Source organism: Flavobacterium sp. LPB0248, from assembly GCF_013388355.1.
Lineage (GTDB): Bacteria > Bacteroidota > Bacteroidia > Flavobacteriales > Flavobacteriaceae > Flavobacterium.
Genome location: NZ_CP058246.1, coordinates 2,302,831 through 2,317,666, shown reverse-complemented (window position 1 = coordinate 2,317,666; position 14,836 = coordinate 2,302,831). Strand labels below are relative to the sequence as shown.

Below are 14,836 nucleotides of genomic sequence, written 5' to 3'. Positions count from 1 at the left end.
TTAAAATTTGTAAATAATTGAGTTTTGAATGGTTTGCTTATCGCGAAACCGAAAACGGAATTTTCATAGAAACAATAATGTTTCGTCCCGCTTCTGGAAGTTCGATAAGTCGATAAAAGCTGGTGTGATTTAAATATCTAGTATTAAATAAATTCTGGATCTGAATATTGAGGCTGATATCCTGTTTTCCTGTCTTAACTTTTGAACCAAAAGCTAAATTGAATACATGACTTTCAGCCGTTTTTTTCTCTGGCGGAACAATATTATTCTGCTGTGCCGTAAAGCGATAACCAACAGAAAAGTATGGTTCTTTTAAAAAGGAAATTTGAGGTTCATAATTCAATCCGAACAAAACAGAAGGTGGCGGAGAAAACGGAATTGTATAGCCTTTTTTGCTTCCTGATTTTTGTTCCGAATAAAGATATTCGGCACCAATTTCTGCGCTTAAAGATTTTAGGAAATAGTATCTCGTTTGAAATTCTGCACCATAACGAAAGACTTTGCTTTGTTCATATTCAAAAACCTGATTTCCTGCGCCATAATAAATATCATGAGCCGAAGTCGGATTCAGATAAATGAAATTCGGAAAATAGTTCACAAACGGAGTCAGTTGAAAAGACCAGTTTTGCTGGTTCAATTCCATTCCCAAATCCAATTGATACGAACGTTCTGCATCCAAATTCGGATTTCCTTTTTCGAATCGGAAATAATGATAATTTACACCATTTGAAGCTAGTTCTTTGGCAATAGGCATTCTGAAACTCGAACCCAAATTGGCTTTCAGCGAAAGCTTTCCAGGATTGTAATTTGCACCAATCGACCATGTAAAACTGTCAAAAGTTTTAGTCAAATCTTGAGAACGCTGTAAATATTCCAATTCCGTCTGATTGTTTTCAGAAACCGGACTTTGAAACCAATCGTAATACGATTTCATTTTAATTTTTCCGTAATCGTAACGAACAGCGCCGTTTAAAAACCATTTTTCGTTCAGTTCAATTTTATCGTAAGCAAATAATCCAGCGTTAAATTGTGTGAAAGCAGGAATTAAAAAACTCCATCCGCCAATTTCATTTTGCTGATAAACCACATTCGAACCAATTGTAATTTGATGATTTTGAATTCTGAATTCATCTTTAGCAGAAAACGACCAAACATCTTTATCGTATTGGCGTTCCAAATCTTGTGGAGCGTACATATTTTTAGGATAAATTGGAGGCATATAACCATGATTGACGTAATGGCTATACTCTTTTCTAAAATTATTCTGAAAACCAATCTGCGTCTCAAAAGCATGATTTCCCAACTGAAAAGAAGTCGTATTACTCAGCTTCAAATGATTGACTTGCTGATACGGCATCAAAATATCACGGCTCGATTTGTCGTGTAATTCTAGATCTACATTTCGCGGTTCGAGTCCATGCGCATTCGCGAAAAATCCGCTTTTAGTATGCACATTACTGAAATAGAAAACCGATTTAAAATGTTCTCCAGAATAACCTGAACTCAAATGAAAATCAAGTTCTTTTCCAGCCGTATTTCGCAAATGATTTTTGTATAATGGAACGGCATAACTATACACATGAACCACATCGGTCGGAACGCGATAATCGCCGTAATCCATTGTGGTTACTCGAGAATCAAAGAACCAATTTTCGTTTCTTCCAAATAAATTAATAGAACTTCCAAATTGCGCATTGTTACTTTTTCCGGTAAGATCTACGCTTCCGCCAAAAGTGTTTTGCAACGGAAGAGGTAAAGGCTTAATGTTTATCGCACCGCCAACAGCATCAGATCCGTAGATAAATGAAGAAGGACCTTTTATAATTTCTACCCGATTTACAGCATATTGATCGATTTCCAATCCGTGATCAGCGCCCCATTGCTGGCCTTCGTGTTTCAAGCCATTTTCAACCACAATAACCTGATTGAAACTCAAACCACGAATAAGCGGTTTCGAACCTCCCGAACCAATCGAAATAGTTTTAACGCCGGGTAATTTCTGCAAAGACTGCATCAAACTTCCGCCAAGATTACGCTGAATAAAACTATTGTTTACCGTTTCAACATTCAACGATTCTTCTTTTTTGCTTTTTTGAGTAGCATTATTGCTGATTAAAACTTCGTCAAGTTCCTTGATTTCTGGTTTCTTTTCTGATGGCTGATTTTGAGAAATAGCTTCCGTCGTAATTAATAAACTGATGAGTAAAAAACAAAATCTCCAATACATGGATAGGGCATTCTTCATTAATCTGATCTTATAAAATTTTAATACTTAAACCTTTCAGCGTTTGCCAGCCTTCTTTATCCGTCAAGCGGATCATAAAATGATAATCTCCGGGATCAACATCTGCAGGAATGGTGATTTGTGCTGTTGCTTCGTAAGTTTTCACACCATTTGGAATAGTATAATTGTTGATGAAAAGCATTGGTTTTACAGGTTTTTTTATCGCTTTCATTTCACAAGTTGTAACTTCTGTACTGTGTGTATGATGATCGAAATTGTGATGAATGTCAAGGCTGTAAGAACCCAAAGCTACATTGTCGTTAAAAGTGGCTTTGAAAGTGAAGGTTTTTCCGCGTTCGATTGTACTGCATTGAATCGGAAAAGCATTTGCTCCAGTACTATCAATTACGGGATATTCGCTGTCGATTTCGGCTTTGTCGCTGGAGCAGGATGAAATAAAAGTAAGAGCAAAAATGCCTATCAAAAACTTTATCTTTTTCATATTTTTTGATTTATAATGGTTAAGTTTTTCTTCACTTCCAGTTTGCTTCCGTTTTGATCGTTTACGATAATGATGAAGTCGTATTTGCCTTCTGCAGCATCTTCTGGAATATCAAAATGTTTGTGCACATTGGCGTTTTTTGCGCCTGCATATTGCGTCCATGTAATTTCGTGCGACCAGACTTTCGAGTATGTTTCAGTGCTTTTCTGTACAATTTTTACTTGTACATTTTCGATTTTATCAGCAGCAGTTACTTCTGCATTAAAATGGAAATCTGCGCCAATAGTTGCTGTTTCGCTGTTGTTAAGACCAAGCTCGATTTTGTCAATAGTTGGAATTGCCTGTTTTTCTTCTGAATCGTCGTTACTGCAGCTTGTAAAAGCCATTGCAGCAAAGAGTGAAGCCAAAATGAGTTTTGTTGTTTTCATTTTTTCTAATTTGATTTTGATCATTTTATAAAGGGTATTTGGATTACAAAAGGGCATATTGATTTCAATATTCAAGTCCTGACGGGACGAAATAGTGATAGGAAATTTGACTAAGTCCCGGAGGGACGAAATATTTATAGAAAAGAATTTATGAGCTATACAAAAGCCTCAGAGAGGCGACATATATCTTTTCTCTAGTAAAACAGCATAGCAATAACTAGAAACCTGAATAAGGATTTAGTTCTGAATGCGTTAATCGATAAAAATTTGGAAGTTTTTTGCGTAGAAAAAGTTATTTTAATATCAATATCTTGTATTAAATACTTAGAGTGAATGAAATAGCTTCTGAATGTTTTTAGATTTTGAAGTCCTAAAAACAATTAAATAGCCGAATTGCAAAACAATCGGAAACACAAAAAAAACTAAAGTGAAAAAGGCGGGGCTCGAAGTGAGAAAAGAGCGCCCTTAAAAAATGCAAAATGAGGTTTGCTGTAAAAGTTAATGTGTTTTACAACAGACTTATTCTTGAAAAACTGAAAGGCATTGAATTCAAATGTGCCGACTGCGCTGAATTTGAAATCGCAAATCGAACATTTATGAAATGAATGCAGTTTGGCTTTGAATTGCGGTTTTTCGGAAACAGAAAACTCTAATTTTTCTTTAGAATTATGAGTATCTAAAATGTGCTCATACGAATGGACAACCGGAAAAAGTATTGCGAACAATACAATCAAAGGCATCAAGAGATTTATAAATTTAAGTTTCTTTTTCATTCGTGAAGATTAACTTCTAGATGAGGTTTTTCATGCTGTTTAATGCAATAGTGTTGCAAATATAGAAATCTTATTTTTAAATGCAATATTGTTGCGATAATTGTTTGCGAAAAATCAATGCTTTTGTTAATTTTATCAAATCTTATATTCCTTAAAAATGAAAATTTTCTACAGCTTTCTTTGTTTTTTTATCTTGATTTTCAATAGTTTTTCTCAGTCAAAAGCAAGTGAATTATTTGAAAACGGCGTTTCTGAACAGCTGGCAAATTTTCGTAAAAAACAGATTTCAAATCTTCAATACACTTTGTTTTTCGAAATTCCGAATCAGAAAACAGAAAATATAAATTCTAATTTGATAGTAAATTTGAGTTTGTCTGATTTAAGTCAGCCTTTAATTTTAGATTTTAAAGAGAAAACTTCAAACATAAAAACAATTGAAGCAAACGGGAAAAAGCTTTCTATTGTTCATGAAAATGGACATATGATAATTCCGGTTTCCGCTTTGATTTTAGGAAAAAATACATTTTCAATTTCGTTTATAGCAGGTAATTTGTCATTAAATAGAAATGATGATTTCTTATATACTTTATTAGTTCCAGATCGGGCCAGTACTTTATTTCCTTGTTTTGATCAGCCTGATTTAAAAGCGACCTATAAACTGAGACTTTCTATGCCAAAAGATTGGTCGGTTTTGGCTGGAGCCGATGTTGTGGAGAAACTTGAAAAAGGAGATTTTACATCTTACACTTTTGGAGAATCAGACAAAATGAGCACCTATTTATTTTCTTTTGTTGCAGGAAAATTCAAAAGCGCGACACGAAAGCCAGGTTTAGAAATGACGATGTTGTATCGTGAAAATAGTCCGGAAAAATTTCGCGTAAGCGCTGATACTATTTTCAATCTGCATCAGCAATCGTTAGACTTTTTAGAAAAATATACGAATTATAAATTTCCGTTTCAGAAGTTGGATTTCGCTTCGATTCCTGTTTTTCAATATGGCGGAATGGAGCATGTTGGCGCAATTCAATATAGAGAATCGACTTTGTTTCTGGACAACAGTGCAACCGACAGTGAAAAACTAAATCGTGCAAAACTCGTCGCACACGAAACCTCGCACATGTGGTTTGGCGATTTGGTAACCATGAAATGGTTTGACGACGTTTGGATGAAAGAGGTTTTTGCCAACTTTATGGCTGATAAAATCATGAATCCGATTTTTCCAAAAGTCAATCATAATTTGCAGTTTTTTACCGCGCATTATCCTAGCGCTTTCGCGGAAGATCGATCGTTGGGAACACATCCGATCAAGCAGCATTTGGTTAATTTGAAAGATGCTGGTTCGCTTTACGGAGCTATTATTTACAACAAAGCACCCATTATGATGCGTCAGTTAGAAGCTTCGATGGGCAAGGAAGCGTTTCAGAAAGGAATTCAAAGATACATTCAGAAATATGCCAATGATAATGCTGATTGGAATAATCTCGTAGAACTTCTTGATGCCGAAACTCCGCTTGATATGAAAAAATGGAGCGATGTCTGGGTTAACAAATCTGGAAGAGCCATTTTTACGGATCAAATAGAATATGATGCTAAAAACCGAATCAAAAGCTTTGAAATCCAGCAAAAAGCAGAAGATAAATCAGAGAATATATGGCCTCAGGTTTTTCAGATTGGTTTAGTTTATGCTAAAGAAGTGAAAGTTTTATCAGTCAATATTAATGACAAAAATACGGTTGTAAAAGAAGCTATCGGACTTGAAAAACCGCTTGCCGTTGTTTACAATTATAATGGTTTTGGATACGGTGTTTTTCCGCTTGACGGGAATAATTTAAATTATATTGCAGATTTAAAAGATGAAATGGCAAGAGCTTCCAGTTATAGTAATCTTTACGAAAATACTTTGATTGGTACTGTTTCGCCAGAAAAAGCTTTTGAATGTTTTTTAAGAGGAATTCAAACTGAGCAAAATGAATTGGTTTTGCGAATGGCGACAGGAAGTTTAAATACGATCTATTGGAGATTTTTTACCGAAAAACAGCAGAATAAATTGCAGAAAAAACTTGAAGGCGTTTTATATGAGCGTTTGCAGGCTAATTTATCGTCTAATATTAAAAAGACATTATTTGGATTGTTCAGTTCGATTGCCTATTCTAATTCGGCGAAAGCCAGTTTGTATAAAGTTTGGAATAGAGAAATCTCGATTCCGAATTTGAAATTAAACGAAGACGATTACACCAATATGGCGATGAATCTGGCTATTTTCAAACATCCAAAAGCCGATGAAATTTTGGAGAAAACCAGAACTTCGTTTACCAATCCGGACAAACAAAAGCGTTTTGAGTTTTTGCTTCCTTCTTTATCCAAAGATGAATCGGTTCGAAATGCATTTATAGAATCATTAAAAGACGATGCAAACCGAGAGAAAGAATCGTGGGTTTCGGTTGGTTTGGCGAATATTCATCATCCGCTTCGTCAGGAAAGTGCGCAGAAATATATTAGATTTTCATTAGATTTGGTTGACGAAATTCAGCGAACGGGAGATATTTTCTTTCCAAAAGACTGGCTGGATAATACAGTTGGGAAATATTCGTCGAAATTTGCTTTTGATGAAGTACAAAGATTCTTAAAAGAAAACCCTAATTTTAGTCCGATCTTGAAACGCAAATTGTTTCAGGCAACAGATTTGCTTTATAAAGCACAAAATATTAAAAAAGAAACCGAATGAAAATCGAATCGGAAATAGAAAAAGTCTCCAGTTTTCAGCATCTCGAAATGCTGGCGAATCAGGTTGTGGAAGGTTTTATATCGGGAATGCACAAGAGTCCGTTTCATGGATTTTCGGCCGAATTTGCCGAACATAAAGTCTATAACGCAGGCGAAAGTACCAAACATATCGACTGGAAATTGTTTGCCAAAACCGATCGTTTGTACACGAAACGTTTTGAGGAAGAAACCAATTTGCGTTGTCATTTGATTGTGGACAATTCGTCATCAATGCATTATCCTGAACTGAAATCGAATCAGCCTTTTTATGAAAAGAAGATTGGTTTTGCGGTTTTGGCTTCGGCGGTTTTAATGAATATTTTAAAGAAACAGCGTGATGCGGTCGGTTTGAGCGTTTTCTCAGATAAATATGAATATTACGCTCCCGAGAAAGGAAGCGATCGCCATCATAGAATGCTTTTGAATAAACTGGAAGAATTATTGGTTCAGCCAAAAGTCAAAAAAACGACTGATACGATTACCTATTTGCATCAGATTGCGGAGAAAATGCATCGCCGTTCGATGATTATTTTGTTTACCGATATGTTGCAGACCGAAGATGATGAGAAACTATTTAATGCATTGCAGCATCTTAAACACAACAAACACAAAGTAGTTTTGTTTCATGTAGTTGATAATGAAACCGAATTGAAGTTTGATTTTGATAACACGCCAAGAAAGTTTATCGACTTAGAATCGGGAGAAGAGGTTTCGATTTTTGCTGATAATGTAAAAGAGCAATATGAAAAGAGGGTAGAAGCTTATTTTAAAAACTTGGCTTTAACCTGCGCAAAGAACCAAATTAAGTGCGTTCCGGTAAATGTTGGCGATAATTTTGAAAAAATATTGACTACATATTTGGTTGAAAAACAAAACTTTGGATAAAAATTTGAAAATTTATTTCATTTTTTTTACAAAAACACTTGCAGAAATGAAATTCTGTACTATCTTTGCAACCGCAATAACGCAGAGGTTTGGTAGTTCAGTTGGTTAGAATACATGCCTGTCACGCATGGGGTCGCGGGTTCGAGTCCCGTCCAGACCGCAATATTGGGGAAGCCTTTCTTAACAGAAAGGCTTTTTTGCCCAAATACGGTATCTAAGATTAGTTGTGTTGTTTTGCTACGACTTTGTAACTCGTAGCTGGTTTAGTAGTTAGACCAATGAAAAGCTTTCCACTTTTGTGGATGGCTTTTTTGATTTAAGACCTTTTGTAAAGGTAAATTCCAAACCCGAAACTTCGGGAAAAATTCCAAATTCCAATTTTATCGTACAGTTTGTCATTTCGACCGAAGGGAGAAATCACACACGTAATTCCAGAAAGATTTTACCGCAAAGAGCGCAAAAGAATACGCAAAGTTCGCAAAGGTATTTTTGAGGATGCAAAGTCCACAAAGCTATAATTTAATAAAGCTTTGCTCCAATAGTTATTGGGATTCTGCTTTTAACCTTGCGCTTTTAGCGGTTAAGTAAAAGAAAGTTCCTACTTTTTGATTAAAACTTGAATTTTTAAAATATTGGATTTTAACTAATTAAAAAATTGTCTAAATTTTATTTGAAAAAACGCTTGCAGAAACGAAATTCTGTTGTATTTTTGCACTCGCAATAACGCAGGGTTTGGTAGTTCAGTTGGTTAGAATACATGCCTGTCACGCATGGGGTCGCGGGTTCGAGTCCCGTCCAGACCGCCTAAGTTGTTAAAAGCCTTTCTTAACGGAAAGGCTTTTTTGTTTTTGTTATTTAACCGCAAAGTTTTGTATTACTCACTCTGATTTCTCCTTCGTAGAAATGACAAACGTTGTGGAATTGAAATTTGGAATTTCAGATATTGGAATTTAATTTCCTTATCTTTAATATAACGAAAAAACCGCTGTATTAAACACCAATGGAACATTCTGGTCAAAAACTCGATAAATATTATATCAGGAAAGTAGATGCTGATAAAAAAAGCATTTACTGTCACCATGATTTAATGGGTGAATTGTTTATTCCGCCACACAGACATGTTAAAGCGCAATTGCTTTATGCAGAAGGTGATGTTGTTTTTGTGACTACAGAAACCAAAACGTACTTTTTGCCAGCAAGGCATTTTATCTGGATTCCAAGTGGAGTGGAGCATAGCATCGAGCCGAAATCGGAAAGCGTGACAATGCGAAATCTGTATTTTCCTGTTGAAAAAGACGAAGATGACTTTTATAAAGTAGAAGGAATTTATCCCGTTAATAACTTATTGCTGCAAATGATGCTTTTTACCAATCGATGGAATGGCGATCTTAAAAAAGGAACTCCGAATTTTGCCATTGCTAAAGCGATAAAAGCGATTCTTCCGCAAATATGCACCAATAATCTTCCTTTAGAATTGCCACAGCCAAAAGACAAACGACTTAGTAAAATTCTTCGGTATATTGAAAATAACCTAGGAGAAACGATTCTTTTTGCCGATGTAGCTCATGAATTTGGTTTCAGCGAACGCTCTTTGTATCGCTTGTTTCAAAAAGATCTAGGCATGTCGTTTATTCAATATTATACCATTAGAAGAATTCTCAAAGCGATCGAACTTTTATTAGAAAGAAAACTTTCGGTAAAAGAGGTAGCCGAAGAAGTTGGTTATAATAGTGTTCCGACTTTCAGCAATACTTTCTTCAAGATATTAGGACAAAGACCTTCCGATTACTTAAACGGAGAAGAGATTTTGGAAAGCAAATGATTTGTTTTTTCTCTCGCAGATTTGGCAGATTGTACAGATTTTTACTTTAATTCATTAATTATCTGCTTGATCTGCCAAATCTGCGAGAGAAATTCAAAAATAATCACAATCAAAATCTATTTTGTAATAAATTGTTTTTCAATGCTTTAATATAACGTTTTCGGAAAACACGATTTTAACATTTGTCTGAAATGAATATGTTCTTGGCTTTTTAGAATTATCAGTCACCAGAAAAATGAAGGAACTTTGCAGCATCAAATATTTAATTATTCATGTTCCTTAAAACAACAAATTCTACAGACGATTGTTTTCCCAGAATCCTGCTGTTATTCTTAATTGTATTAGCATTCAATGGCTTACAAGCGCAGGAAGTTCATACTGTTTCATTGCAAGATGCTTTGAAGCTAGCTAAAGAAAACAACAAAAAAATCCTCAGATCTCAATTGGAGGTCACGCTCTCAGAGCAGAATATCAAAGAAAGAAAAGAACTCCGACTGCCAGACGTACAGTTAAACGGCATGTATTCTCGAATTACGAATATTACCGAATTCAAAGGAAGCGGGTTTTTAAAAGACAAAGAAGTTACGCCGGCAATTCCTGAAATTTATGAGGTCAATTCGACTTTTAAAATGCCAATTTATGCCGGAAATAAGATTAATAATGCCATCAAAATTGCCAATCAGGAAAGCGAAATAGCTAAAATAAAAACCGAAAAGGCTGAAAATGATATCGAGCTTGAAGTAGTGGCAAACTATCTGGCAATTTATAAAATGATGGAACTTCAGAAAATATTCGAAGAAAACATCAAAGAAGAAAAAAGCCGATTGAAAGAAGTGCAATCACTTCAAAAACATGGAACGGTTACGAAAAACGAAGTTATTCGTGCCGAATTACAGCTTTCAGATCGCGAATTGAATGCGTTAACTAACTCCAAAAACATTAAAATCGCACTTCACGATCTGAAAACGCTGATCCAGATTCCAGAAAACGAAGAAATTGCGATTGATACAACGTCGAGTTTGGACGAAATGAACGGTTTGGATCCGTATGATTTTTATATGAATAAAGCTTTGCAAAACGAAGAAATGCGTATTGCTAGTCAGGAGCTGAATATCAGTAAAACCGAACTCAAAATGGTAAAAGGAAATTATTTGCCAAGTGTTCATTTCTTTGGAAATTACGGTTTTTATTATCCGAACTATAAATTCTTTCCGCCAAATCCGTATCTGTATACTTTAGGGCAGGTTGGTATTGAAGCCACTTTTGATCTTTCGTCTTTATATAAAAATAAAACCAAAATGGAGCAGGCGAACACCAAAATCAAATGGCAGGAAATGCAGAATGAAATCGTAAAAGAGGAAATTCAGGACAAGTTGTATAAAGAGCATACGCAGTATCAGGAAATTCTTGAAAAGTTTGTTGTTGTGGACAAAGCACTGGATTTGGCTGACGAAAATTACCGAATTGTAAAGCTAAAATACTTAAATCAATTGGTTTTAATTACCGAAATGGTTGACGCCGATAATGCTTTGCTTCAGGCGAAATACAACAAAATTTCTACGCGATTGGATGCGGTTTTAAAACATTACGAATTGCTTCATACGGCTGGAATGCTTCCGCAGAGCTAGATGGTGAGAGATTAGGCTAAAGCCTTAGAAGAAAGATTAAAGAAGAAAGATTTTTAGAAAAGAACTAAGTTAAAGAGATATGGTTAAGATAAAAAATGAAACTAGAAGAAATAAAACGTTTCATATACTAATAACAATTATTGCGTGTGTGCTTGTTATAAGCGGTGTTATTTTAGGAATTTGGTTTTATGTGTTCAACAGAAATCACGAAGAAACCAATGACGCGCAAGTCGAACAATATGTAACGCCAATTATGTCGCGTATTACGGGTTATGTGCAGGAAGTTCGTTTTAACGAAAATCAGTTTGTGCATAAAGGAGATACTTTGGTTGTAATTGACAATCGTGAATATAAATCAAAATTGAATGTGGCTCTTGCCGATGTTCAAAACGCACAGCAAAACAGCGTTGTGGCGCAGAAAAATGCTATAAATACGGCAAGTGCAACAGCGATTAACGAAGCACAATTAGAAGCTGCAAAATCGAATCTTTGGAAAACTAAATTAGAATACGAAAGATACAAAGCTTTGGTAAGCGAAGAAGCAGCTACTTCTCAGCAATTAGAGAAAGTAAAAGCAGATTACGAATCGGCTCAGGCGCATTTTCAGGAAATGAAAAATAGAATTCATTCATCTGCTTTGAGTACTTCTGTTGCCGAAGCAAATGTGCCGACAACGCAAACCAATATTGCATCCAAACAAGCTGTTGCCGATAATGCTGCTTTATTTCTTTCGTACACCATAATTACAGCGCCTTATGACGGCTGGGTTGGAAAACGAACTTTACAGCCAGGACAATTAGTAAAAGAAGGTCAGTCTTTATTGTCAATTGTAAGTAAAGAAAAATGGATTACGGCCAATTTTAAAGAAACGCAATTGCAATATTTAACCGTTGGGCAAGATGTTGAAATTAAAGCCGATGCTTTAAGCGATAAAACTTTTGTAGGCACAATTGCATCTTTATCACCAGCGAGCGGGGCAAGATTTTCATTGCTTCCTCCAGATAATGCAACGGGTAACTTCGTAAAAATCGAACAAAGAATTCCGGTTAGAATTCAGTTGAAAGACAGCGACAAACAAGCCGACTTTTTAAGAGCGGGAATGAATATTACTGTGATCGCAGCACACTAAAATGGAAGATAAAAGTATTTTTAAATCATGGGTTCCAAAATGGGCAATCATTACGATTTTGTTTGTTTGTCTCTTGCATTCCATGATTTTATTGGGAGTTTATACGTCAAACGTAACGTATGCGGCAAGTTTTCTGGACATTGAGCCCGAAGATTTGCAGTACGCGATGTGCGTTACGTACGGAACTCTGCTGGCTACAATTCTTATAGAAAGCCGATTTTCGAGTTTTTTTCCTGCCAAAAATTACCTCATGGGCGTTTATTCCTTAATTGGAGTTACGATTGTGACGTCGGGTTATGTCGATAATTTTGCGGTTTTTCTATTACTGAGAGTTGCCGAAGGAATTTTAATGGCGCTTCCTGCCATTACCATCAGACAATTGCTCATTGAGCAGTTTGATTCTAAAAACGCCATCATAATTGGTTTTTCCTTTTATTATGGTTCTCTACTGCTGTCAACGCCTTTTATTATGAATATTGCGGTTTGGTTTCTGGATCATTATGATTGGAAATACATGCTGTATGTTTCGGGCGGACTGCAGGTTTTAAATGTCTTTTTAATCTTGGTTACTTTTCGTGGGCACCGAACAACAAAGAAAATCCCGTTGTATCAAATCGACTGGATGAGCTATTTTTTGGTTTTAACAGCTATTCTTTGCGGTGCCTACTTTTTTGTGTATGCCGAGAAAAAATATTGGTTCGAATCTTCTCAAATGGTTTTAATGCTTATTACGGCACTTATTACGGGAGGTTTGTTCATCTTCAAAGAGCTTTTGGTTAAAAGGCCAACTTTTAATTTTGAAGTTTTTAAATACGCCAATCTTCGAATTGGGTTTTTATTGTTTTTCCTGTTTTACATCAGCAGAGCAACGTTGAGTCTTTGCCATTCGGCGATGTATTCGATTTGGAATTGGGATCCGTCTCGAGTTGCGGGTGTGCAATACATTAACGGACTCGGAAATATTATCGGATTGGTTTTGGCGGCTTTTTTCTTGATGAAATCGCTTTCAACAAAAATCATTTTTCTGATTGGTTTTTCGCTAATTGCGTTGTATCACTTTTGGTTTACGTTTCTATTTGTGCCCGATGTGGCTTTGTCAGATATTATTGTTCCGTACTTTTTGCAGGGCATCGGAGTTGGATTGTTATTTGTTCCGTTGATTTTATTTACTACTTCTTCGGTTCCTGCAAATATGGCGGTTTCTTCTGGAATTGTCGGCGTTTCTGGACGTTTCTGGGGAAGTACGATTGGTTTTTGTGTCATGCAGAATGCAACCGTATTTTTAAACAAAAAACACTTTTTAAAACTAAGTCAGTTTGTAACTGGCGAAAATCCCGAAGCGCAGCAAAACATTGCAAACGCTACGCAGAGTTTTATTGCCAAAGGATATTCGGCAGATAATGCGAATGTTTTAGCCATGAAAAAGATTTTTGGAAGTATTGCCAAACAGTCGACTTTATTGGCAGATATGGAGATTTACACCATTGTAGGTTACGGTTTATTGGTTTTGATAATTCTTATTGCATGCAATCAGCATTTGAGACAGACGATGACTTTGGTTAAAAGTAAAATTTGGATTGGGTAAAGGTTTTGTTTCAGGTTTAATGTTTCAAGTTTTTGCCAATCTTTGTCATCCTGAGGAACGAAGGATCACACGCGGGATTCTGCAAAGATTGGCAACTTGCTTTAGGGAATTACTTTGTGGAGCTTCTAGTGTGATCCTTCGTTCCTCAGGATGACAAACAGTAACTTGAAAAACTCTGAGAATCTCTGTGAAAATCCTTTGCGAATCTCTGTGTAATAACCGCTTTATTGTCCTAACTTGCATCCGTTAAAAACAACAAACAAAATTATGAGCCAGCAATGTGTAATTTTTGATATGGATGGCGTGATTTCGCATACAAATCCGCATCATGTAATCGCTTTTGAAAAGTTTTTCGATAAATATAATATTCCGTACACGAAAGAAGAATTTGAAGAACATATGTACGGAAAACACAATAGTTATATCATGACGCATTTCTTCAAACGTCCGATTGCGGGAGAAGAACTGATAAAATTAGAAGACGAAAAAGAAGGAATGTTTCGTGAGATCTACAAAGACAAAGTCGAAGCGATTCCGCATTATATGGACTTTCTAAACGAATTAAAATCTCGTGGTTTCAAAACAGCCGTTGCAACATCGGCGCCTCGTGCGAACTTGGATTTGATTGCAAACGCTTTGAAGCTGGGTGAAAAAATGGATTCGATGATGTCTTCAGAAGACGTTACATTTCATAAACCAAATCCTGAAGTATATCTAAAATCGGCAGAAAGAGTTGGAGTTTCTCCGTCTGATTGTGTGGTTTTCGAAGATTCTTTTTCGGGAATTACTGCAGGATTAAATGCCGGAATGAAAGTCGTAGGCGTCTTGAGCACGCATACAAAAGAAGAACTTCCGCCATGCGATTTTTATATTAATGATTATAGTGAGATTAATGTCGATAAGATAATTGAGATATTAAATTCCAAAAAATAAATTCCTCCCGATAGCTATCGGGACCAAAAATACCATACGCGAAACCTTTGTCGAAGTTTTAAACTTTGACAAAGGTTTTTTTTATGGTAAAAACATTGCAATTGTGCCAATTATTTTTACTTTTGTTCAAAATATGAACACTGTTCATATTTTATAATTATGTT

Annotated in this window: 10 protein-coding genes and 2 tRNA genes; 9 read left to right on the top strand and 3 right to left on the bottom strand. The window is 35.7% G+C overall.

Features of this window, described 5'->3' with window-relative positions; genetic code table 11:
• Nucleotides 1-37: 37 nt before the first annotated feature.
• From LPB248_RS09575 to LPB248_RS09565, 3 genes are read right to left on the bottom strand one after another with little or no spacing between them, the layout of a single operon-like run.
• Nucleotides 38-2,245, bottom strand: coding sequence for a TonB-dependent receptor (locus tag LPB248_RS09575; protein WP_255462908.1), 2,208 nt, complete (start codon nt 2,243-2,245; stop codon nt 38-40).
• Nucleotides 2,246-2,255: 10 nt separating this feature from the next.
• Complete coding sequence (locus tag LPB248_RS09570) at nt 2,256-2,726, bottom strand: DUF4625 domain-containing protein (RefSeq protein WP_177211233.1); 471 nt, start codon at nt 2,724-2,726, stop codon at nt 2,256-2,258.
• Complete coding sequence (locus tag LPB248_RS09565; RefSeq protein WP_177211232.1) at nt 2,723-3,154, bottom strand: DUF4625 domain-containing protein; 432 nt, start codon at nt 3,152-3,154, stop codon at nt 2,723-2,725. Before LPB248_RS09565 ends, LPB248_RS09570 begins: the two co-directional genes overlap by 4 nt.
• 930 nt (nt 3,155-4,084) lie before the next feature.
• On the opposite strand from LPB248_RS09565, the gene LPB248_RS09560 reads away from it, so the two are divergent.
• The 9 genes from LPB248_RS09560 to LPB248_RS09520 all read left to right on the top strand — a co-directional run bounded on the left by LPB248_RS09560 (nt 4,085) and on the right by LPB248_RS09520 (nt 14,672).
• The gene (locus LPB248_RS09560; RefSeq protein WP_177211231.1) at nt 4,085-6,652 is read left to right on the top strand and encodes a M1 family aminopeptidase; all 2,568 of its coding nucleotides are present in this window, start codon (nt 4,085-4,087) and stop codon (nt 6,650-6,652) included.
• Nucleotides 6,649-7,575 (top strand): DUF58 domain-containing protein, encoded by a 927-nt coding sequence (locus LPB248_RS09555; protein WP_177211230.1) that lies wholly within the window; start codon nt 6,649-6,651, stop codon nt 7,573-7,575. The genes LPB248_RS09560 and LPB248_RS09555 overlap by 4 nt, the downstream gene beginning before the upstream one ends.
• Nucleotides 7,576-7,661: 86 nt before the next feature.
• Nucleotides 7,662-7,735, top strand: a tRNA-Asp gene (locus LPB248_RS09550).
• 569 nt (nt 7,736-8,304) lie between these two features.
• Nucleotides 8,305-8,378 (top strand) — tRNA-Asp (locus LPB248_RS09545).
• Nucleotides 8,379-8,575: 197 nt separating this feature from the next.
• A complete protein-coding gene (locus tag LPB248_RS09540; protein ID WP_177211229.1) occupies nt 8,576-9,397 on the top strand; it encodes an AraC family transcriptional regulator in 822 nt (273 codons plus the stop codon).
• Nucleotides 9,398-9,669: 272 nt separating this feature from the next.
• Nucleotides 9,670-11,025, top strand: a complete 1,356-nt coding sequence (locus tag LPB248_RS09535; protein WP_177211228.1) for a TolC family protein — start codon at nt 9,670-9,672, stop codon at nt 11,023-11,025.
• Nucleotides 11,026-11,104: 79 nt separating this feature from the next.
• Nucleotides 11,105-12,154, top strand: a complete 1,050-nt coding sequence (locus LPB248_RS09530; RefSeq protein ID WP_073408093.1) for an HlyD family secretion protein — start codon at nt 11,105-11,107, stop codon at nt 12,152-12,154.
• Nucleotide 12,155: 1 nt separating this feature from the next.
• A complete protein-coding gene (locus LPB248_RS09525; protein ID WP_177211227.1) occupies nt 12,156-13,739 on the top strand; it encodes an MFS transporter in 1,584 nt (527 codons plus the stop codon).
• 267 nt (nt 13,740-14,006) lie between these two features.
• Nucleotides 14,007-14,672, top strand: a complete 666-nt coding sequence (locus LPB248_RS09520; RefSeq protein WP_177211226.1) for an HAD family hydrolase — start codon at nt 14,007-14,009, stop codon at nt 14,670-14,672.
• The last annotated feature ends 164 nt before the right edge of the window (nt 14,673-14,836 follow it).

Bases quoted from the DNA above. Each gene is read 5' to 3' on its own strand.
- LPB248_RS09575 (WP_255462908.1), bottom strand. From the start codon at position 2,245: ATGAAGAATGCCCTATCCATGTATTGGAGATTTTGTTTTTTACTCATC.
- LPB248_RS09570 (WP_177211233.1), bottom strand. From the start codon at position 2,726: ATGAAAAAGATAAAGTTTTTGATAGGCATTTTTGCTCTTACTTTTATT.
- LPB248_RS09565 (WP_177211232.1), bottom strand. From the start codon at position 3,154: ATGAAAACAACAAAACTCATTTTGGCTTCACTCTTTGCTGCAATGGCT.
- LPB248_RS09560 (WP_177211231.1), top strand. From the start codon at position 4,085: ATGAAAATTTTCTACAGCTTTCTTTGTTTTTTTATCTTGATTTTCAAT.
- LPB248_RS09555 (WP_177211230.1), top strand. From the start codon at position 6,649: ATGAAAATCGAATCGGAAATAGAAAAAGTCTCCAGTTTTCAGCATCTC.
- LPB248_RS09540 (WP_177211229.1), top strand. From the start codon at position 8,576: ATGGAACATTCTGGTCAAAAACTCGATAAATATTATATCAGGAAAGTA.
- LPB248_RS09535 (WP_177211228.1), top strand. From the start codon at position 9,670: ATGTTCCTTAAAACAACAAATTCTACAGACGATTGTTTTCCCAGAATC.
- LPB248_RS09530 (WP_073408093.1), top strand. From the start codon at position 11,105: ATGGTTAAGATAAAAAATGAAACTAGAAGAAATAAAACGTTTCATATA.
- LPB248_RS09525 (WP_177211227.1), top strand. From the start codon at position 12,156: ATGGAAGATAAAAGTATTTTTAAATCATGGGTTCCAAAATGGGCAATC.
- LPB248_RS09520 (WP_177211226.1), top strand. From the start codon at position 14,007: ATGAGCCAGCAATGTGTAATTTTTGATATGGATGGCGTGATTTCGCAT.